This is a genomic window from Microbulbifer maximicatervae (SeqCode) (assembly GCF_052467385.1).
The window spans coordinates 4,574,886-4,593,693 of the sequence record NZ_CP174311.1 but is presented as its reverse complement, the minus strand read 5'-3'; the positions used below and the strand labels follow the sequence as shown (position 1 = coordinate 4,593,693).

The window sequence follows — 18,808 nt, the reverse complement described above, 5'->3', positions numbered from 1 at the left end:
TCGACTAAATAATAATCATTCGCATTGACTGACGTATATTTCTTCAAATATCATCCGCTCCGTTTATGGTGCCCCTGCACCGTTCACTGATTTGGAATGAGGTTTTAGCCGATGAAAATTAACGGCTTAATGAAGAAAAAAGCGCTGTCAGCCTGGATTGCTGCCGCCGTGCTCGCCCCGCTGGGAAGTTCTGCTTGGTCTGCTGAAAGCGAAACTGCTGAAACCATGGAAGAAGTCAGTGTCTACGGAGAGCAGGAAGAGACCAGTACTGCCTCTCGCCTAAGCCTATCTGTTTACGATACTCCGCAAACGGTAACAACTGTATCCCAAGCTCAAATCCAGGACTTTGCCCTACAGGATATTAATGAGCTGCTGAAATATACCCCAGGGGTAACCGTAGAGAACGTAGAGACGGATCGTACTTATTACACCGCTCGCGGCTTTGATATTGTGAACTTCCAATACGATGGAATCGGTGTTCCCTTTTCCTCTGGTTTATCCCATGGGCATCAAGACACCGCGATATTCGACCAGGTTGAAGTGGTGAAGGGCGCAGCAGCTCTGACCACAGGTCTGGCTAACCCCTCAGCGACGGTTAACTTTATCCGCAAGCGTCCGACAGAAGAGTTCAAGGCGGGTGTAGATCTGGTTGTCGGTGAAGAGGGACGTTTGCGCACCCAGGGAGATATCTCAGGTTCTATCAGCGATAACGTCCGAGGACGGTTGGTGGTTGCAGAGGATCAGGCTGACTCTTATCTTGACCGCTACGAAACTGACGGCAGTGTCTACTACGGTATTGTGGAAGCAGATTTGACTGATTTCACCACCCTGACCTTAGGCCACAGCCAAAATCGCAGTGAAGCCGATGGCAGTATGTCTGGTGCCCTGCCACTTTTCTATACCAATGGCAGCGCTACCGATTTCGATGTTTCCACAAGTACGGCACCAGACTGGGCTTTCCGCAATGTAGACAGAATCCAGACTTTTGTTGAACTGAAACAGGATCTTTCCGCAAACTGGTCCGTCACTGCATTACTGACCCAGAATGAAATCGATATGGATGTCGAGGAGATGTATGTCTACGGCACTCCAGACAGAGAGACCGAACTGGGTTTATATGGATATGCGTTTGGCTACAAGTTGGATGAAAAGCAAAAGATTGCGGATGTATTCCTGTCAGGAACCTACAATTTGTTCGGCCGCGATCACGAATTGGTGGTGGGTGCCAACTATGCAGATATCGAACTAACCGGCCAATCTTTCTACAGCTACTCCGATGGCTATCCGGTTCTTGGCAGTGACTGGGCTAATGGCACAACGGCGCGGCCTGACTTTGTCGATACCGATGCTTATTACACTGGCCACTACGACGATCAAGAGCACAAGTCTTTATACTTTGCTACTCGCCTGAACGTTACTGATAGACTGTCCCTGTTGGCCGGTGCGCGCAAAATGGAAGTGGAACAATCCGGCTACAGTTATGGCGTTGATGCTGACACTTCGGCGGATGAAACTGTTCCTTATGTGGGGGCCACTTTTGACCTGAACGATAGTTTCTCCCTCTATGGTAGCTTTACCGAAGTCTTTACTCCGCAGTCTTGGGTTAACCCTGAATTTAAACCACTGGGCGCCGCAGAGGGAGATAGTTCCGAGGTGGGGTTTAAGTACACCCTTGCGGGTGGACAAGCAACGGCTAGTGTTGGGCTATTTGAATCCAACCTGAATAATCTCGGTGAATACCTAGATAAGGTTGATGGAAAGAATGTTTACGAGAGTGGTGATTTCACTACAAAGGGCGTTGAACTGGAGCTAATCGGTTCAATTACCGAGAATTTCAATGTTAGTTTTGGCCTTACTCACTTAAGTGAAGTAGTCAATAAAGACGGTGAGGAAGATCGCACTTATATTCCGCGCAACACCCTGAAGGTGGCCGTAGCTTACGATTTACCTCAAGTCCAAGGCTTGAAGTTCGGCGGCGGTATTAATTGGCAGGATGATATATACATTGAGCCTGTCGAGGGTGTTCGTGTAGAGCAGGATAGCTATGCGTTGCTCAGCGCCTTTGCCAAGTACGATATTTCTGATGCTTTAACGGTTGGCCTCAATATTGATAACCTGACCAACGAGAAATATATCAATAGCCTCTATTGGACCCAGGGCTATTACGGCGCTCCGCGTCAGGCACAGTTGAGTGTGAGCTGGCGCTACTAAGGCGCCTAGTTAACTCCGTTGCAGTTTAACCCGGTACTTGTGCCGGGTTTTCTGTTTTTTAGTTTTAGGTAAATGTTATGCGTCAAACCCTGGTTCTTTTACATCGTTACCTGGGGCTTGCTACTGCGGTCTTCCTGATAGTCACTGGGCTAACCGGCGCTATTATCTCCTGGGATCACGAACTGGATGAGTGGCTTAATCCCCACTTATATAAAACTACTTCCAGCGGCGAACCCTTAGCCTCTATCGAGTTGGCAGAACGGCTTGAAGAGTCCTTGCCGCAAGTCCAAATATCCTATTTTGAATTGGTACAGGAGCCTGGGCATACCCAGTATTTCTGGGTAGAGCCTCGAATTGACCCGGCTACCGGTAAATTCTTTGCGGTGGATTACAACCAGGTATTTGTCGATCCGACCAATGGGGAAATTATTGGTAAGCGCGAATGGGGACGTGTCTGGCCAGTAACAACTGAAACCCTGATGTCGTTTTTGTACAAGCTGCATTACAGTTTTCATATACCCGAATTTTGGGGCACTGATCACTGGGGGATTTGGCTGCTGGGCGTTATTGCACTGGTATGGACAATCGATTGCTTTGTGGGACTAGCGGTGACTTTACCTCGTCGCAAGAAATCCACCCGAAAGCCATCTCGGACTTGGTGGCAGCGATGGAAGCCCGCATGGATGATTAAGGCCGGCGCTGGGCGTGCCAGGCTCACATTTGATTTACATCGTGCGTTCAGCCTGTGGACCTGGACGTTGATGCTGACAATTGCATTTACGGCCTTCTCACTGAATCTCTATCGAGAAGTGTTTTTTCCTCTGATGTCGCTGGTATCAGATGTGACTCCGTCGCCCTTGGAAGAGCGCACACCCAACGATCACAGCAATCCAATTACCCCCTCGTTGTCTTTTCGGGATATAGCCGCGATTGGAGAAAACCAAGCTGCGCAGATTGGCTGGCAGCAACCGCTGAATTCCCTGTGGTATGCCCGGGAGTGGGGGATATATCGGGCTGAATTTTTTGATGCCAGCGCAGGGCATGGTGCCGGGGGGGGTGGTCACAAGGCTCTATTTTTTGATGGCCACAGCGGCGAATATCTCGGAGACTTTATCCCCTGGGAAGGGACGGCAGCAGACTTATTTGTACAGGCGCAATTCCCAGTGCATTCCGGTAGGATCCTCGGTCTCCCTGGTCGCATACTGATTTCAATTATGGGGGTGGTGATTGCGATGTTGAGTGTGACTGGAGTTTTAATCTGGTTACGTAAACGTCGTGTGGCAGTCAGTAGTCGGGTGGATAGCAGGTCTCCCTTGCCGAGTACTGCTGTATAACTCTATTGGTTAGACCAGTGGTAATTGGAGCAATTAATGGCGCTCTAGTTACCGCTTGGGATAGCCTTGGGGATGACTTGTTCGCACCATACCCTTAGCGGATTGCAATTTGCTGATGACATTAGCCATGCGATCCCTGCTTACCCTATTTCTTGTATTCTTCTGTTCTGTTTCGGAGTCTCAGGTTCGATCGGACCACCTGCCTCCCGGAGCTGAGCCTATCGAAGTGAATAACCAGACAGTTTTTTATAAAAATGGTTATTTCTACCGCAAAGGCCCCGACGCCTATACCCGGATTGAGCCGCCTCTGGGAGCTCGGGTCTCCCGAGTACCTTTTGGAACCCCCATTAACTTGGGTAACAAGCATTATATGCTTGCGGGTAATGGTACCTTTTTCTTATTAGACCCCAGGGACAATCAATATGTGGTGGTCACGCCCCCTCCCAATTGGCAGCATGTTAATCGCAATCCCCTAGCTCCGAAAAAGAAAATATACCCCCGAGCGTATCCGCCCCGCCATTTGCGGCACCGCTCAGAGGGTAAACGAGTCGATCGTAAGGATTGGGATATTTACTGTGAAGCCCGGGCGGCAAATTTGCTGCGCCGTACGGATGAGCCTGGTAAAACAACCAGGCAGGCTATGCGTGAATATCGCAAGGTATACAGAAAATGTTTGCGTCAAAGTCGGCGCTTCAGGTAAATGCATGGGGCAGGGAAGTCCCTGGGCTACACTGAATAATATGGCCCAGTGGGCGCCTATTTTATTAGTGCCGGATTTTTTCACGGATAGAAGTATTTTATGCCGGGTGCCAGCCTTTTCATCCCTCGTTGTAGTGCCGGCAAAGAATTTTCTTTTCTTCACCTCGCCCTTTCATTTCTCCTTTTCTTTAGCGTCGCCTGTCTCTCTGTTTCCAGTGTCGCGCAGCTTCCCGGTAGTAAACCCAAGGAGTTTAAGCCGGAGGTTCCGGATTTTGCTGACCCCTCTGCAGATTGGTGGACTGGATGGACCAGTGCTTCTCCCGAAGAGCGACGAGAATGGCTTAGCTTGGTCACAAAGAGCTGGGAGGAGTGGGAAAAGGATTTGCCGGAGGATGAGGCCTTACAGGACGGTGCAGAAAAGATTAGCCGAAGTCTACAAGGGGTCGCAATTACCTGGAAAAAACGAGAGGAGTACCTGAAAGTCCCTTTAATGCCGGATGTGGATTTTCCAGAGAACCCAACGGTATTGAACTGGGCCAAGGCCGATTCTGCCATCAGCCGTGGCCGACGTAGGTTGAAAGGCGTAGAACTGGAGGCTCGCCAACTTAAATCAACCCAGTCCCAGTCTCTATCTTTACTGCGTAAACAAGTGATTGTACTGCGCGATTCCAGTGGACGAGAGGAGGATGAGGCGGCGCAGGCTCTACTTTTAGCTCAAATAAATCACCTAAATATTATTGAGCAGCTGAGTACCGTTAATACTTTCCTGGGAACCTGGCGGGAAAAGATTAACAGCGCAGAAATTAAATTGCGGAGACTTCTGGATACCCTCGTCTACTCCAGTAAAGATGCAGAGGAAATAGATAAGGATATTGCCGCGAACGAAAAGAAAATCGAACGTATTTCTGCGACCCGCACCAGTATTCAAAGCACTACAGAACCCTCCACTGACCCGACAATCAATATGCAGAAAGACCTCACCCTGATGCAGCTTGAAGTGGACTTGTTGGAGGAGCAGCTGGAAAAACGCAAAAGTGAGTTGCTGCAATCCATCAATGAGGTTCTAAATGAAGAGGGCGAAGAGCGCCCGCTGATTATCAGTCGGGATTTATTGGAAAACGCCAACTCTGTGATTGAAAGTGCGTCGCGGGAGCTGGCGGTGCGCCAGCGCCAGGTGGTGGCCTGGCGCGAAGATGAAGAGAACGAAGACCTGAGTCGCTGGTGGTCTTACTTTGAGCGTATTGGCAGTGGCTTGGCCCGAGCCAATGACCTCGAGCAGGATATTCAGCGCTATGAAAAGGCCCAGCTGGAGGTTTACAAGGAGCGCCAGGGTTGGTGGGCAACAGTGCGCGAACGAGTCGCACTGGGCGCAAGACAAGCTTATAACCGCTGGCGTAAGTTGGCGGATTATCAGCTATTTACTGTTGCCCAGAACCCGATAACCCTGCGGTTGATCGCCAAGATGATTGTGGTCTTGGTGGGGGCCTGGCTATTGTCTGGACTCACCCAGGCCTTCCTGCGCCGGCTTGTGCGCAGGGAGCATGCCAGTGAATCCTCCATGTACAATCTTGGGCGGGTGTTGCACTACATCTTTATTTCTGCGGCCCTGATTGTGGTGCTCAGCATGTTGGGCCTGGATACCTCCAAGTTGGCCCTGGTCGCTGGAGCCCTGTCGGTAGGTATTGGCTTTGGGCTCCAGGCGATCTTCTCGAATTTTATCTCCGGTTTGATTTTGCTGTTTGAGCGCCCTCTCAAAGTGGGTGATCTGGTGGAGCTGGAGTCGGGCGTTTTTGGCCGCATCCGCGATATCAGCGTGCGCTCAACCCGTATTACCACGCGGGACAATGTGGACATCTTGGTGCCCAACACTGAGTTTGTTGCGGGCCGGGTTATTAACCACACACTGGATGACCCTGTGCGCCGTATTCACGTACCCTTTGGTGTGTCTTATGCCTCGGACCCAGACTTGGTGCGGGAAGCTGCCCTGGAAGCTGCCGCTCGAGTCAATATCACCCATACCGACTGGAAGCGAAAAACCGAGGTGTGGCTGATGGGGTTCGGGGATAATGCCCTCGACTTCAAGTTGGTGGTGTGGGTCAACAGCAATATGGTGACTTCCCTGGGAGACTCCTATGCCCTGTACAACTTGGAGTTGTTGCGGGAATTTCGCGATAAGGGTATTGAGGTACCTTTCCCTCAGAGAGATCTGCATCTGCGCAGTTGGGATGTTCCGGCGATCATTGGCCGTACCGCCAGGAAGTAACTGGAGTCCGGCTGGCATGACACCTCCGGGATTTCATAGTATTTTCAGTCTACTGGCCTTTGTGTTGGTGCAAGTTCATTTACCGGTGTTACTGCGTTTTCTCTCAGGGCGCTGATGAAATCACAATAAGGGAAGCCCGTGCTGATCATCCCCATCCAAAACAAACCCGACTGGCGCCGGCCGCCATTAATGTGTTTTGCGTTGATTGCCCTTAACTTACTGATGTTTGTTTTCTATCAAGGGGGGGATGAAGCTCGCTGGCAGGAAGCTGAAGATTACTATTTTGAGAGTGACTTACCGGACCTCGAAGAGCAACGCTTTCTTGTGTATGTCAATGAAATGCACCCAGAGTGGAGAGCGCAGATGGGTGTGGAAGGGGAGGAGTTTTTTTACCGGGAATCCCTGGGTAACCCTGAATTCCACCACTGGTTGTTGCCGAAGCTCGAAGCAGAGGGTGAGACCGAATGGTTAAGACAGAGGCAGGAGTTTGCCCAACTGCGGGATAGAGTCAGTAGCAACGCACTGGGGCTGATACCGGCAGACCCGAGTATTGCTGGAGCCTTTGGCCATATGTTTCTACACGGAAGCTGGGATCACCTTATCGGCAATATGGTGTTTCTGCTGTTGTTTGGCTTGTCTGTTGAGTTGGCCCTGGGAGGGTTGTGGTTTATAGGGCTCTACCTGGTGGGAGGATTGGCGGCAGCAGGTCTGCATGTGCTGGTGGAATCCGGCAGCCATGTACCGATGGTGGGTGCCTCCGGTGCGGTCTCGGCAATTATGGGCATGTTCGTCGCGGTTTACGGTGTGCGCCGGCTACGTTTCTTTTACACCATTGGTTTTATGTTTGGCGAATTCAGTGCACCGGCGCTGCTGGTGTTACCGCTGTGGTTGGGTAAGGAGATTTTCGGTTATTTGTATGGAGATGCCAGCATTGCCTACTGGGCCCATACTGGTGGTTTACTTGCAGGTTTTGCCCTGACTTTGGCGGTGTTGTACTGGCGCCCGATGGTGGAACCTATGCCGGAGGAAGAGGAGGCCCCGTCCCCCCAAAGGGTAGCCTTGGCGCGGATTGATCGTTTTTTGGAAGAGGGAAAAATCCTGGAAGCCACTGAAGCGGCAGCCTCAGCGGTGCGGCAATATCCACAGGCGTTAACACTGATTGAGCGCTATATAGAACTGACCTCAGCGGCGCCAGAGAGTGAAGGTTACCACCGGGCCAATCTCGCTTTATTTGCCCAGGCAGGAAATCTGGAGATCGATGGCCATACCCTGGCAAGTGGCTATCGCCGCTACTTGGCGGCAACAAAAAGTCCAAAGGCGCTCACCGGAAAGGCAAATTTATTGATGGCACGGCGTGCAGCGGAGGAAAAGGACTGGCCGTGGCTAGAGGAATTACTGCGCCACTTGAAACAGCAGCGAGTGAATCACCCCTTGATTCCGAAGCTGGGAATGGTTCTGGTCAATTACTATCGTCGCCTGGGTGAGGAAGGCCGCGCGCGCGAGGTGAAAGAGATGACCCAAGATATGGCTGCCTCAGGTTGATGAACATAATTTGGTATGTCTTATAAATAATTAAATATTGTATTGGGGGCAGAGTGAGTCGCTATATTTTGACCGGGACCGAAATTGCAGGGATGGAGGGGGAGCGCAAGGTACATTTCCTTAATGCCAATGCGGTGCGTAAAAACAAGTCCCTGGGTGATCTTACCGGCATATCCGGCTTTGGTTTCCATATGATTGAAATCGAGCCAGGTTATGAATCCACAGAATTCCATTGTCACTATTTTGAAGATGAATGTGTTTATATCCTGGAGGGTAGGGCCGAGGTGCGTATTGGTGACGATCACCACCAGGTTTCTGCAGGGGATTTTATTGGCTACCCCGCTGGTGGCCCAGCTCATGTGATGCGCAATGTGGGAGAAGTGACCTTGCGCTGCATAGTTGTAGGCCAGCGATTGCAACATGATGTTGCCGACTACCCAGAAAAAAATCAGCGGATCTACCGAAATAATGGTTTACCCTGGGAGTTGGTGAACCGCGATGACATTGACCACCCTAAGTAGTTTTCGCCGGTAGAAAAAGAATGGATTTTTAGCTTATGCCTGAAAAGATTCGGGTTTTTTATAATTCCGCTTGTCCAGTCTGTAACGCAGGAATTTCAGCACAAAAGAAAAAGTCCGTCTCCTGCCAAGTGGATTGGGAGGATGTTCATATTGATGAAGATAAAGCGAAGGAACTGAATACAGATTTAGAGTTTGTCCGTGAGCGGTTGCATGTATTGGATGCGGATGGAAATCTGAAAGTAGGCTACGAAGCTTTTATTACAATTTGGGAGAACTCTCCCAAGGAGCAATGGAAGGCTAGGGTGTCGAAGCTAGCCGGCCTTAGGTGGTTTTTGAATAAAGGTTACAACGTTTTTGCGCGAGGTTTGTATCTATGGAATCGGGCGCTAAAGCATTGGTAGCGAATGTCGGGCTAGGTTTAGGGAAGCCACCATAGATGGCTACCCATATTTTGCTATTTAGTGAATTTCGGCAGTGCTGTTAAGTACTTTCCACAGGGTATCGATTTCAGAACGCAAAGCACTCTCTGGAAATTTCTGTCGGACAAAGTGCAGTAGTTTTTTTGCTAAGTCTTCTCTACCCAATCCATCCATATACACTTGTGCCAATAACAGATAGGCAGCATCGAGTTGTGGATAGGCCTCTTTATGTAAATTATTGAGCAGCTGTGCTGCCAATTGGTACTTATGCTGTTGGTATAGCACCTTGGCTAGTGCATGGCGTATCTCGGGCTTAGCCACAAGCGGGCTGGGCTCTGTGGCCATATACAGTTCAGCTGCCTTATGTGGGCGATTTATCTGTACAAATTTTTCTAATAGATGTGGCCCCAGCTCCTGAAGGGCTTTTTTATCGTCAGTAGCAAGTAAAAGGCGGTAGTAGCGCTCATTAAGAGTTTCGTCGTTAGGGAAGCGGCGCAACCCTTCAACCAAAGCCTGGCGAGCGCCCTTGAAGTCCCCTTCGCGTAAAAATATTTGCGCTTCAGCCCGAGCGCGCTTACACAGGAATTCATTTTCCTCTAAGTAATTTTCATCATCTTCTTGTATTGAGGCTATTCCCAGTTTTTGCTGTCGAGTTAAGCAGATATACCCCATCACAGCACTTGAGACGATGGAAAAGTAAGAGACAATGGCTGCTGTGGTCGGGAAAATTGCCCAAGCCGGCAGTTTATCGCTGACCACGGCCATTAGTATATTGGGTGCGAAAGAAATGATATTGGTAATAATTAACAGCAACCAATATGGCCAGCCAATGATTAGGGTAAATTCCAATAATTTGAGTGGGTTGATTGCGGACCTCAAACTATGGGTAAGCGCTAAGGCAATCATTGCAGCCGGCGCTAAAAATGACAGGGCGGCCGCATAAATCATTATGACATTGAGGCTTCCAGTAAATTGTACAAGCTTGTAGCCAACAAAACCGGCGATCAATGTCATTCCAATGACTTTCAGAAATAACATTGCACCATTGCCATCAAGTGCATCTGCCAGTGGAGGGGCTTCCAGTTGGCCTCCTGCGAGTCTTTCGATGACCAAGAGATTGTAGCGGGATACAACAGCTACAATGGCTACCAAAGCGACAAGAGCCAGAAGACCCATTGACGTTATTGCCATACTGCCCGCTGCTGCAACAGCCATGATTGTTAGAGGGCCAGGCTTAAAAGCATAGAGAAAGTAAAATAGCCCCATTTGCCAAAAAGGCTTGGCGTTGTTACTGGCTCCAATATATTCCAGGCTATCGCGGCAGAGCGGGCATTCGGGACCCTGCCCATGGTAATTGGCACTAGAACCCGGAATACACTCGCCACAAAACTGACGGTTGCAGGGCTGGCACTGCCAGGATGCAGTCTTGCTAGTGTGATAGTGGCAGGAATCAGCCATTTATTCTTCCCTAACGAATTTCTCTACTTAATAGTAATTTTGTCTTGGTTCACAGTTTATCTGTCGACTCGGTGGCGGTGCAATCATCAAGTATTTTTAATGTCCTGTTAGAATGCAGGAGAAATACCGATAAAATTGGTACACAAGTTTCAAAATAGGTGTTGTATGACAAAGGCTATGCATATTCATTTGGTTGAGGGCTTTGCGCCGGAACCCTGGGGAGAATCAGCACTGCTGAGCTTTGATGGTAGCGCTGCCAATATTCATATTAGCGCTGCGAAAGGCGCTGTGTTGGTTGCAGCGCAGCGAGCTGCCCGAAAGCTCGATGGTATGGGGGTCAACGATGCTGTCCTCAAAGGAGAAAGCTGGAGCATTGAAAGCCGCTGGGCATTTTGGGCAGGTTTTTTTAACCCGCGTAAATCCAACAAAATTGACTGGGGGACTGATGACAGCGCCGAGTTAAAAGAACTCGCCGCCCGTGAAAATGCCAGTCGCTGGGTTCGTGAAATTACTAATGGTACTCCTGATGATGTGTCTCCGCGTGTATTGGCGGAGAGCGCTGCAGAAATGCTGCAAAAGCTGGCTCCCAGTGCGGTAACTTACCGTATAGTTGCCGGGGATGACCTACTGCGTGAAGGGTTTGTCGGTATCCACAACGTTGGGCGTGGTAGTGTACGTGAGCCGGTGATGTTACAAGTGGACTTCAACCCGACGGGTGATGACCAGGCGCCGGTTGATATGTGTTTGGTGGGTAAAGGAATTACTTTTGACTCCGGCGGCTACAGCATTAAGCCGTCCAACAACATGGCCACAATGAAATCCGATATGGGTGGCGCGGCCATGGTAACTGGAGGCTTGGCTCTTGCAATAGCCAGAGGTCTCAACAAGCGGGTCAAACTCTATCTCTGCTGCGCAGAAAATCTGATCTCCGGTCATGCCTTTAAATTGGGCGATATTATTAAATATAAAAACGGAGTGAGTGTAGAAATACTGAATACCGATGCTGAAGGGCGCCTGGTGCTGGCCGATGGTTTAATTGCAGCTTCGGAAGAAGATCCTCGCTGGTTATTGGATGCCGCTACTCTGACCGGTGCAGCAAAGATGGCTGTAGGTCGGGATTTCAACTCTGTCTTTAGTTTTGAAGATGAAGCAGCCCAAAAGGTATTGTCTGCAGCTTCTGAGGAAAATGAAAAGGCGTGGAGACTTCCTTTAGAGCGTTTCCACCTTGAGCAAACCCCATCCAACTTTGCCGATATCGCCAATGTTGGTATTGAGGGAAGTCCTGGTGCATCTACGGCAGCCTCCTTCCTGGCGCGCTTTGTACGGGATGAAGGGCGCAATTGGGTGCATATGGACCTTTCAGGCTCTTACCAGCCCAGTGGCAATGATCAGTGGGCGCCAGGTGCTAAAGGGCACGGCCTGCGTACAATTGCACGCTTCCTTTTGGATAATTAGCAACCGGCAATTTATGCCAATTTCCCTTCGAAACGCGCCTAATAGTCGGCGCGTTTCTTTTACCTCTCCCTTAATACCTATAAGTCATTAAAAAAATTGTACTCCAGCTGATAATCGGGATATTAGTAGAGTTCTGCTAATTGAGGTATTTCGGTTCTGGTTCGTTAGCAGATACTTGGGCCTGGAAGCTTTTGCCAGGTAAATAAGATAATCAGTGATTCGGTGAGCGGTAATGAGCACTGCAACCTCTACAAATAATTCGGATTATAATCCAAACCATTGTGCCAATTGTCATGCAGAGCTATTGGGGCCCCATTGCTACGCCTGTGGTCAGCCGGTTAAAGGCATGGTTCGTCATTTCTCCTCAGTAATTGGAGACTTTTTTGATACCCTGCTTGCTTTTGATTCCCGCACATGGAAAACAATACCCTCTCTGTTTTTTAGACCTGGATTTTTAACCGCTGAGTATTTCTCTGGTCGACGGGTCCGTTATGTCAGCCCTGTACGCTTGTTTATCTTTCTATGTATCACCAGCTTCTTTGTAACCCAGATAAATAGTGATTGGGCTATTAATTTTGGAAATGTAGACGTTGAGTCAGTCGATGTTGAAAAAGCGAGCCAAGGTTATAACGACGCCATCGAAGATATTCGAAAAGGCAAAGAAAAGCACGTTAACAATAGTTATGCTGTCGCTGTTTTGGAAGATGTTGAGAAAAATCTGATTAGCGAACAAGAGAAGCTTACCGGTGGTTTGCATAAACTCAATGAAGATTTAAGTGAGATTGATGGAGGCCAGAATGGATCGGAAAACCTTTCTAAAGAGGAACTGGCCTCAGGATTGAATGAGACTATTAGTGAGTTAGATAGAGAGTTTCTTCAAGTTGATTGGCTTCCCAAACCATTAGAAGATTGGGTTAACCGTAAAGTAGAGAGCGCCCATAAAAATGTAGAAAGGGTGACCGATGATCCAAATCGTTTCAAAAAAGCATTCTTGGGAGCTCTTCCGTCAACTCTTATAGTCATACTGCCAATATTTGCCATGATGCTGTGGATGCTTTACGTCTTTAAACGCAGACTTTATATGGAGCACCTGATTGTAGCGTTACACAGCCAGGCTTTTATCTGCCTGAGTATTCTGATTGGCAACCTGTTTTATAGTATTAGTAGTCAACTGGAAGGATACGCATTTATATCCTCATCTCTTAATAGCCTGATGGCACTATTAGTTCTTTGGGTTCCTGTATATCTTTTTTGGATGCAAAAGCGTGTATATCAGCAGGGTTGGTTCATGACATTGTTTAAGTATTCTTTTTTGGGGTTGGCCTATCTAGTTTTATTATCTGTTGGTGCGGCTCTTACTGTATTTTGGAGTTTGGCAGAGTTATAAGGATATATCCTAATAGGATTCCAACCATTAAACGCATAAGCGTTAAATGGTTGGTGTTGGGGAAGTTGTGTTGTTTGGGCTCTAAGCTATCCAGGCTAAAAATTTATTTTCAGCACTACCGACATTTAGAATATTGTATTGCAAACCTTTATGTCCGTTACTCAATTCAGAACCGGCTTTATTAGCTCCAGAGGTTCTCATTTTAAGGTGTCTATCTGGAAGGTGAATTCGGTTTGTAAACCTGGCGAAGTTGTTTGTTGCGATGGCTGGCTATTAGCCAGTGTTAAATACGCTTTGTTATGCTTATTTTATCTGCTACCAATTCTATTCGCTCAGCTGGTAATAGTATTTTATAGTCTGATCTAATTATAGGTGATTAGATATTCCATTTGAGAATTCTTTAAGCTGCCTTCAATCTTTCAGTATTAATAACCTTTCTAAGGTTATGTTGGCGGTTCTAATTGATTTTAGAAATTTATAGGGTGGTAATATTTTGTTTGTTATTAAAATGATCAAATCGCAATAAAATTCCCGCCATAATTTTGTCTGTCTTGGTAGACCTGCAGTAAAGTCTGCATACAATCTCCCTGCCCAAAAGTTCTATTTTTAGTGTGCATATACATTATCTTGGGTAAATCAAATATGTATTTTTTAATTCAAAGGAGGGCGTTATGTTTAAATTTGTTTTTCGTATGCTCACAGCAGTTGCTACTTGTTTTATTACGGTTATCAGTTATGCAGACCCAATTCAAGATTTAAGTATGCAAAACTATGAAGCGGGTTGGTTTCCAAATTATTGGCAGGGGCAGGGCCCACTGACATGTCGTCGGACTTGCGCAATTTGGGTTGGAGGGGTGCCTGAGTCAGAGGTTGCTACTGACTTGATAGATGATTTTGAATCTACCAGTGTTTGTAAGGTAACTCGCGACCCTGAAATAATCGAGAAACCTGTCAATGACCCATCATCTCACTGGCTCTATGGCAATCAGTTTGACGATAAGCCGGTTTGCTATGTCGGAACCCCTTATGGTGTCAAAGAAGATGATCACTATATGTGTCTGTGTGTATGTAATAAACCTGACCTGATAGTGAGCCAAATCTATGATCCGATCTGGAATCCTGGAACCGGGCAATCCATTATCGTGGTCGATATCACTAATATAGGTGCTCTGGCAGCGCCAATCAGCCAGGCTCGCCTTTTAGATATTGATACACTAGCCAACGATGTACAGGCGACGCCTGCAATTCCAGCAGGTGGCACTGTAAGTATTGTATTTACTTTGGGTTACTGGGTTTTTGATCCGGATGCGGTTTTAGAGGTAACTGCTGACTTTACCAATCTCGTCGATGAGTGTAACGAAAATAACAATACACTGACTTATGCTGAGCAAGGGTAGTAGTAGATAGGGGGAGAGCTCCCGGAACTAAGCCGTAGGGAGCTTTGAGATACTATATAAGATCAGCTCGAAAGAAACACATTAATAACCTGGCAGCTTTCTTTATCCACCGCAGCATTAGGCTGTTCATTACCGACTGTTTGCTCCCCTGGTATTTTAGGTAGCACGAGATACATTCGTGGATAGTCTCGGACTATATAATCTTTTTTATCTGCACTTAGCCAAGGGTATTCAGCGGCAATGGCTGTTACTCCACGGAGTAAAGCGATACCATCTGTGCAACTATTAGGAGTAGTAGCTGTGGTGAGCATGGCAAAAGCTAATGAAGAGAAGTTCATAATCTCTGCTATCCCAATGGGTCTTCAGACTGACGTTATGTTTATTCTGGGGACAGTATAGCTGAGCTTGATTATGAGCAACAGATAGCTCTATTAAAGCGGCCAGCTGAAGCTGGCCATCTTCTGCACTATGCGTGCTCTACAGAGGTTTCTTCGACTTTCTCCCAGAGGCGTGTCTCTGTCGGACTAATTAATTTGGACAAAAGATTCGGGGCCACAGAGGTTAGCCCAATAAAACCAACTATCGCACGGAAAATAAATGAGTCAAGCCAGTAGATAAGGCCTATTAACAGTATTGCTATCACAAGTGACGGTAGAGTGGCTTGCAAACGAGACCGCTGAATATGCTGATAATCCATTGTCTCAGGTAGTTGTTTCTCGATACGTTCTAATGCGTGCGCTTTTACTGTTTGATTTAAGAACTCAACAGAATGGGTCTTACCCCCGTGCTTGATAGTTATTACATCTGAATTGTGGTCACTGCTAAGTGAACTTATTTCATTGAGAGGGATTCGTGCTGCGGTATCAGGTTTACACAAATGATATATTTCTTCAGGAGATTTCCCCGCTTGATAGGCGGATTGAGCAGTTAAAGCCTGTTTTTTCGGGATATCAAAATAGACGAGTTCATCTCCTTCTAAGGCGACGAGGTAGTTATCATCGATATCAAGCCAGGATGTCTCAGTATAAAAGCCCTTGGGTAGTGCTTTTTTTGACTCCCTTACAAACAAGAAGCTTAAAACCCAATATAAGACGAGGCAGATACCTATAGTGATAGGTGCTGCTTGAATCAGGTTTCCTACAGGTGTGTTATTTTCGATATCTCTTTGAGCATTTTGCGCTAATACATGCCCGTAGATGTCGCCCTCTGGAAACCATACTTCGATAGGTTGACCTTGTTCATATTGACTATAAATTCCTTTTGAAACCTGTGCGGAGGATTCAAAGTCCTCATCTTCATAGTTAAACTGGTAGTCAATATAGTAATTTGTACGATAGCGCTTTTTACCTTTGCGGCCACGGTACTCTTCTTCCTCCTCTCTTAACGCTACTACTTCAGCATCTAGAGCTTGATGATTTTCGATCCAACTTAATGATTCATTGTTGGCACGAGAATAATAGTTTGACAGAAAGTAAGTCAGAATAAGGAAAACTAAAATACATACTGTACGTACCATTGATTTTCTTTTTTGTCCGGGGGACTTCTGTAACGCCATTTAATACATCCTTACTGTATTTCTTGTGCTTTAGGTATTGGTACTTTTGGAGTAATAAGTTTTTATAGAGTGAAAACTTGGTGTGGGTGAAAAATACAACTGCAGTTTGTTTGATGAATAAAACTGAAGGTTAACTCTAAATTAAATTTTATTACTTGATCGGCATCATAGTTGGTTCATTTGCATATTGAGTACTTTCTTAAAGATTATTTTTTATTAAGTAAAAATTCCTACTTAGGATAAGAGCTGACCAATTTGGTACAAACGGTTTAGATAATACGAACCTTCCAAATATTGAACAGCTGAATGTGAGAGTTTTAATTGCTGTGGGATTTGGACTGACTAGCTAATTTTCTGTCAGTCTTATGAGATTGGGTGGTTCAGTTTCATGGAGATAGTTCTATGTTGAGCTAGTTCAGGTGAAGCACCAATGTCGTTTTATGTCGTAAGTGTGTCATAGCAGACGTATCTACTGGAGTACAATTCCCTGTGTGGAGGAGATGCTATGACCAAGAAGATAGGTTTTTTTGTTGCTGATGGATTCCAGGCGTTAGACCTTTTTGGCCCCTTGGATGCCTTTATGGAGACTAATAGTTTCGTTAGTGAGGCCTATACAAGTCGTTTGATAGGTTTAAGCAAGGCGCCAGTTAAAACCGCTTACGGCCAAGCCCTATCCGTGGATTTTGATATTTACCAGGATATGGAAATTGATTACCTGGTCATTACTGGCGGTACTGGGATGCGGCAGCTGCGCTTAAGTCCTAAGCAGGTAAATGCGCTGCGTGCAATCGCAGATAAAGCAGAGCGTGTCTTGAGTATCTGTACAGGTGCATTCTTACTAACAGATATATTTCCGGAGCAAAAGCACCGTATTACCACTCACTGGCGGCATTGCCGGCAGCTTGCCGAGCAAGCAGTCAATTATCAGGTTGAGCAGGACCCCTTATTTATTGAAAGCGGAAAACTGTGGTCTTCAGCGGGAATTCTATCTGGAGTCGACTTGGCCTTGGAGGTGATTCGCCAGGATTATGGCAATACTATTGCGGCCAGTGTGGCTAAAGATCTGGTCGTTTATCTTCAGCGCAGGGGAGGGCAGTCACAGTACTCTGATCTGCTTAAAGTGCAATCCAGTGACAGCATGAGGCTCAATCCTCTATTGGAGTGGCTGTCGGAGAATTACCAGAAATCAATCAGCGTTTCCGATATGGCGGAGCGTATTTCTGTTAGCGATCGCCAGTTAACTCGCTTGTTCAAGCAACATCTGAATAGCACCCCCGGACATTATCTAAACCAACTCCGTTTAAACCGGGCGCGGGATTTAATCACCTGTGAATCAGCAAGCTTTGTTCAGGTAGCTCGGCAGGTGGGGTTTGCAAGCTATGATAGCTTTCGCCGGGCTTTTTATGGCCAATTTGGTGTGTCCCCCTCATATTTCAGTAGGAATCGTTAAGCCGCGCTCTCACAAGTGTCTTAGCTTTAAGAGTGCGGCGAGATTGAGAGCTACTCCATTACCACTCGACGCAGATCTTGCCAAAGTGCGATCCGCTGGCCTGGTACTCAAATGCCGCAGCCAGTTCCTCCATAGGGTAAGTCTTATCAATCACTGGCTGTATCTGGTTAGCTTCCAATGCGGTGACATATTCCCGTTGATCCCTACGGCTTCCAACGATCAAGCCCTGTAACCGGGCCTGCTTGGCCATCAACAGTGCTGTGGGCACTTCTCCCGAGCGGCCCGTTAAAACACCAATCAATGAAATATGGCCGCCAACTCTGACTGAATGGATCGATTGCTCTAGTGTACCGGGGCCACCGAGCTCAATAATATGGTCCGCACCTTTGCCTTCCGTCAGCTCCATAACCTTTTTTGACCACTGTGTATGGGTGCGATAGTTGACGCCATGATCGGCGCCTAATTTTTTAGCGCGCTCCAGTTTCTCGTCGGAAGAAGAAGTAACAATAACTTTGGCCCCCAGTATTTTGGCAATCTGAATTACCGTAATAGATACTCCGCCAGTGCCTAGAGTCAATATTGTGTCGCCAGGTTTTACCTTACCGTCTACTACCAATGCCCGCCAAGCAGTAAGCCCTGCGGTAGTAATGGTTGCCGCCTGAGCGTGGCTCCAGCCTTTTGGAGCAAGGGTAAAAGCGCTCTGATCACGGACAACAAACTCAGCGGCCATCCCATCGATACCGTCACCAGGCGTATTGGCAAAGTTACCCACGGAAGCCATAGGTGTACCTGCTGGCCACTGTGGGAAAAAGCACGATACAACAGAATCGCCGACCTGAAAATCGGTAACATCCTCACCAACTGCATCTACGATACCGCCGCCGTCAGACATCAGAATACGGCCGTCTTCTGTGGGAATACCGCCGTTGGCAACCAAAAGATCGTGGAAGTTGAGAGAGGAGGCTTTAATTGCAACACGGATTTGGCCTGGGCCGGGTGCTCCCGGGTCAGCGATGTCGCTAGCCGAAATGTTTTCTAGTCCGCCTGGTGATTTTAGCGTCAATGCCTGCATGGATTCCCTTCCTCATTTATTCAATGTTCGACATTGAAAGTTAAA

General features: G+C 47.4%; 15 protein-coding genes. 11 read left to right on the top strand and 4 right to left on the bottom strand.

Annotated elements, in window-relative coordinates; all coding sequences use genetic code 11:
• Positions 1-111 precede the first annotated feature (111 nt).
• From ACJJIR_RS19700 to ACJJIR_RS19670, 7 genes are all read left to right on the top strand, one after another.
• Positions 112-2,211: a TonB-dependent siderophore receptor gene (locus tag ACJJIR_RS19700; protein WP_444906544.1), complete on the top strand. Its 2,100-nt coding sequence runs from the start codon at positions 112-114 to the stop codon at positions 2,209-2,211.
• Between the two features lie 77 nt (positions 2,212-2,288).
• A complete protein-coding gene (locus tag ACJJIR_RS19695; RefSeq protein WP_444906543.1) occupies positions 2,289-3,545 on the top strand; it encodes a PepSY-associated TM helix domain-containing protein in 1,257 nt (418 codons plus the stop codon).
• A gap of 115 nt (positions 3,546-3,660) precedes the next feature.
• Complete coding sequence (locus ACJJIR_RS19690) at positions 3,661-4,245, top strand: DUF6515 family protein (RefSeq protein WP_444906542.1); 585 nt, start codon at positions 3,661-3,663, stop codon at positions 4,243-4,245.
• Positions 4,246-4,344: 99 nt separating this feature from the next.
• Complete coding sequence (locus ACJJIR_RS19685) at positions 4,345-6,507, top strand: mechanosensitive ion channel family protein (RefSeq protein ID WP_444906541.1); 2,163 nt, start codon at positions 4,345-4,347, stop codon at positions 6,505-6,507.
• A gap of 138 nt (positions 6,508-6,645) precedes the next feature.
• On the top strand, positions 6,646-8,049 hold the full coding sequence (locus tag ACJJIR_RS19680; RefSeq protein WP_444906540.1) for a rhomboid family intramembrane serine protease: 1,404 nt from the start codon (positions 6,646-6,648) through the stop codon (positions 8,047-8,049).
• 53 nt (positions 8,050-8,102) lie between these two features.
• Positions 8,103-8,570, top strand: coding sequence for a cupin domain-containing protein (locus ACJJIR_RS19675; protein ID WP_444906539.1), 468 nt, complete (start codon positions 8,103-8,105; stop codon positions 8,568-8,570).
• A 35-nt stretch (positions 8,571-8,605) separates the two neighbouring features.
• Positions 8,606-8,971 carry a thiol-disulfide oxidoreductase DCC family protein gene (locus tag ACJJIR_RS19670; protein ID WP_444906538.1) on the top strand — a complete coding sequence of 122 codons (366 nt, stop codon included), beginning with the start codon at positions 8,606-8,608 and terminating at the stop codon, positions 8,969-8,971.
• A 57-nt stretch (positions 8,972-9,028) separates the two neighbouring features.
• On the opposite strand, the gene ACJJIR_RS19665 is transcribed toward ACJJIR_RS19670, so the two are convergent.
• Positions 9,029-10,447 carry a hypothetical protein gene (locus tag ACJJIR_RS19665; RefSeq protein WP_444906537.1) on the bottom strand — a complete coding sequence of 473 codons (1,419 nt, stop codon included), beginning with the start codon at positions 10,445-10,447 and terminating at the stop codon, positions 9,029-9,031.
• A 165-nt stretch (positions 10,448-10,612) separates the two neighbouring features.
• Between ACJJIR_RS19665 and pepB the strand changes: the two genes are divergently transcribed.
• From pepB to ACJJIR_RS19650, 3 genes are all read left to right on the top strand, one after another.
• A complete protein-coding gene (pepB, locus tag ACJJIR_RS19660; RefSeq protein ID WP_444906536.1) occupies positions 10,613-11,902 on the top strand; it encodes an aminopeptidase PepB in 1,290 nt (429 codons plus the stop codon).
• Between the two features lie 232 nt (positions 11,903-12,134).
• Complete coding sequence (locus tag ACJJIR_RS19655) at positions 12,135-13,289, top strand: DUF3667 domain-containing protein (RefSeq protein WP_444906535.1); 1,155 nt, start codon at positions 12,135-12,137, stop codon at positions 13,287-13,289.
• Between the two features lie 671 nt (positions 13,290-13,960).
• Positions 13,961-14,686: a CARDB domain-containing protein gene (locus ACJJIR_RS19650; protein ID WP_444906534.1), complete on the top strand. Its 726-nt coding sequence runs from the start codon at positions 13,961-13,963 to the stop codon at positions 14,684-14,686.
• A 62-nt stretch (positions 14,687-14,748) separates the two neighbouring features.
• On the opposite strand, the gene ACJJIR_RS19645 is transcribed toward ACJJIR_RS19650, so the two are convergent.
• Together ACJJIR_RS19645 and ACJJIR_RS19640 are read right to left on the bottom strand one after the other, a co-directional pair.
• Entirely contained in the window at positions 14,749-15,024 is a 276-nt protein-coding gene (locus tag ACJJIR_RS19645) for a hypothetical protein (protein ID WP_444892674.1), read from the bottom strand.
• A gap of 128 nt (positions 15,025-15,152) precedes the next feature.
• Positions 15,153-16,241 (bottom strand): hypothetical protein, encoded by a 1,089-nt coding sequence (locus tag ACJJIR_RS19640; RefSeq protein WP_444906533.1) that lies wholly within the window; start codon positions 16,239-16,241, stop codon positions 15,153-15,155.
• 505 nt (positions 16,242-16,746) lie between these two features.
• On the opposite strand from ACJJIR_RS19640, the gene ACJJIR_RS19635 reads away from it, so the two are divergent.
• A complete protein-coding gene (locus ACJJIR_RS19635; protein WP_444906532.1) occupies positions 16,747-17,691 on the top strand; it encodes a GlxA family transcriptional regulator in 945 nt (314 codons plus the stop codon).
• A gap of 58 nt (positions 17,692-17,749) precedes the next feature.
• On the opposite strand, the gene ACJJIR_RS19630 is transcribed toward ACJJIR_RS19635, so the two are convergent.
• Entirely contained in the window at positions 17,750-18,763 is a 1,014-nt protein-coding gene (locus tag ACJJIR_RS19630) for a zinc-dependent alcohol dehydrogenase family protein (protein WP_444906531.1), read from the bottom strand.
• Between the last annotated feature and the right edge of the window lie 45 nt (positions 18,764-18,808).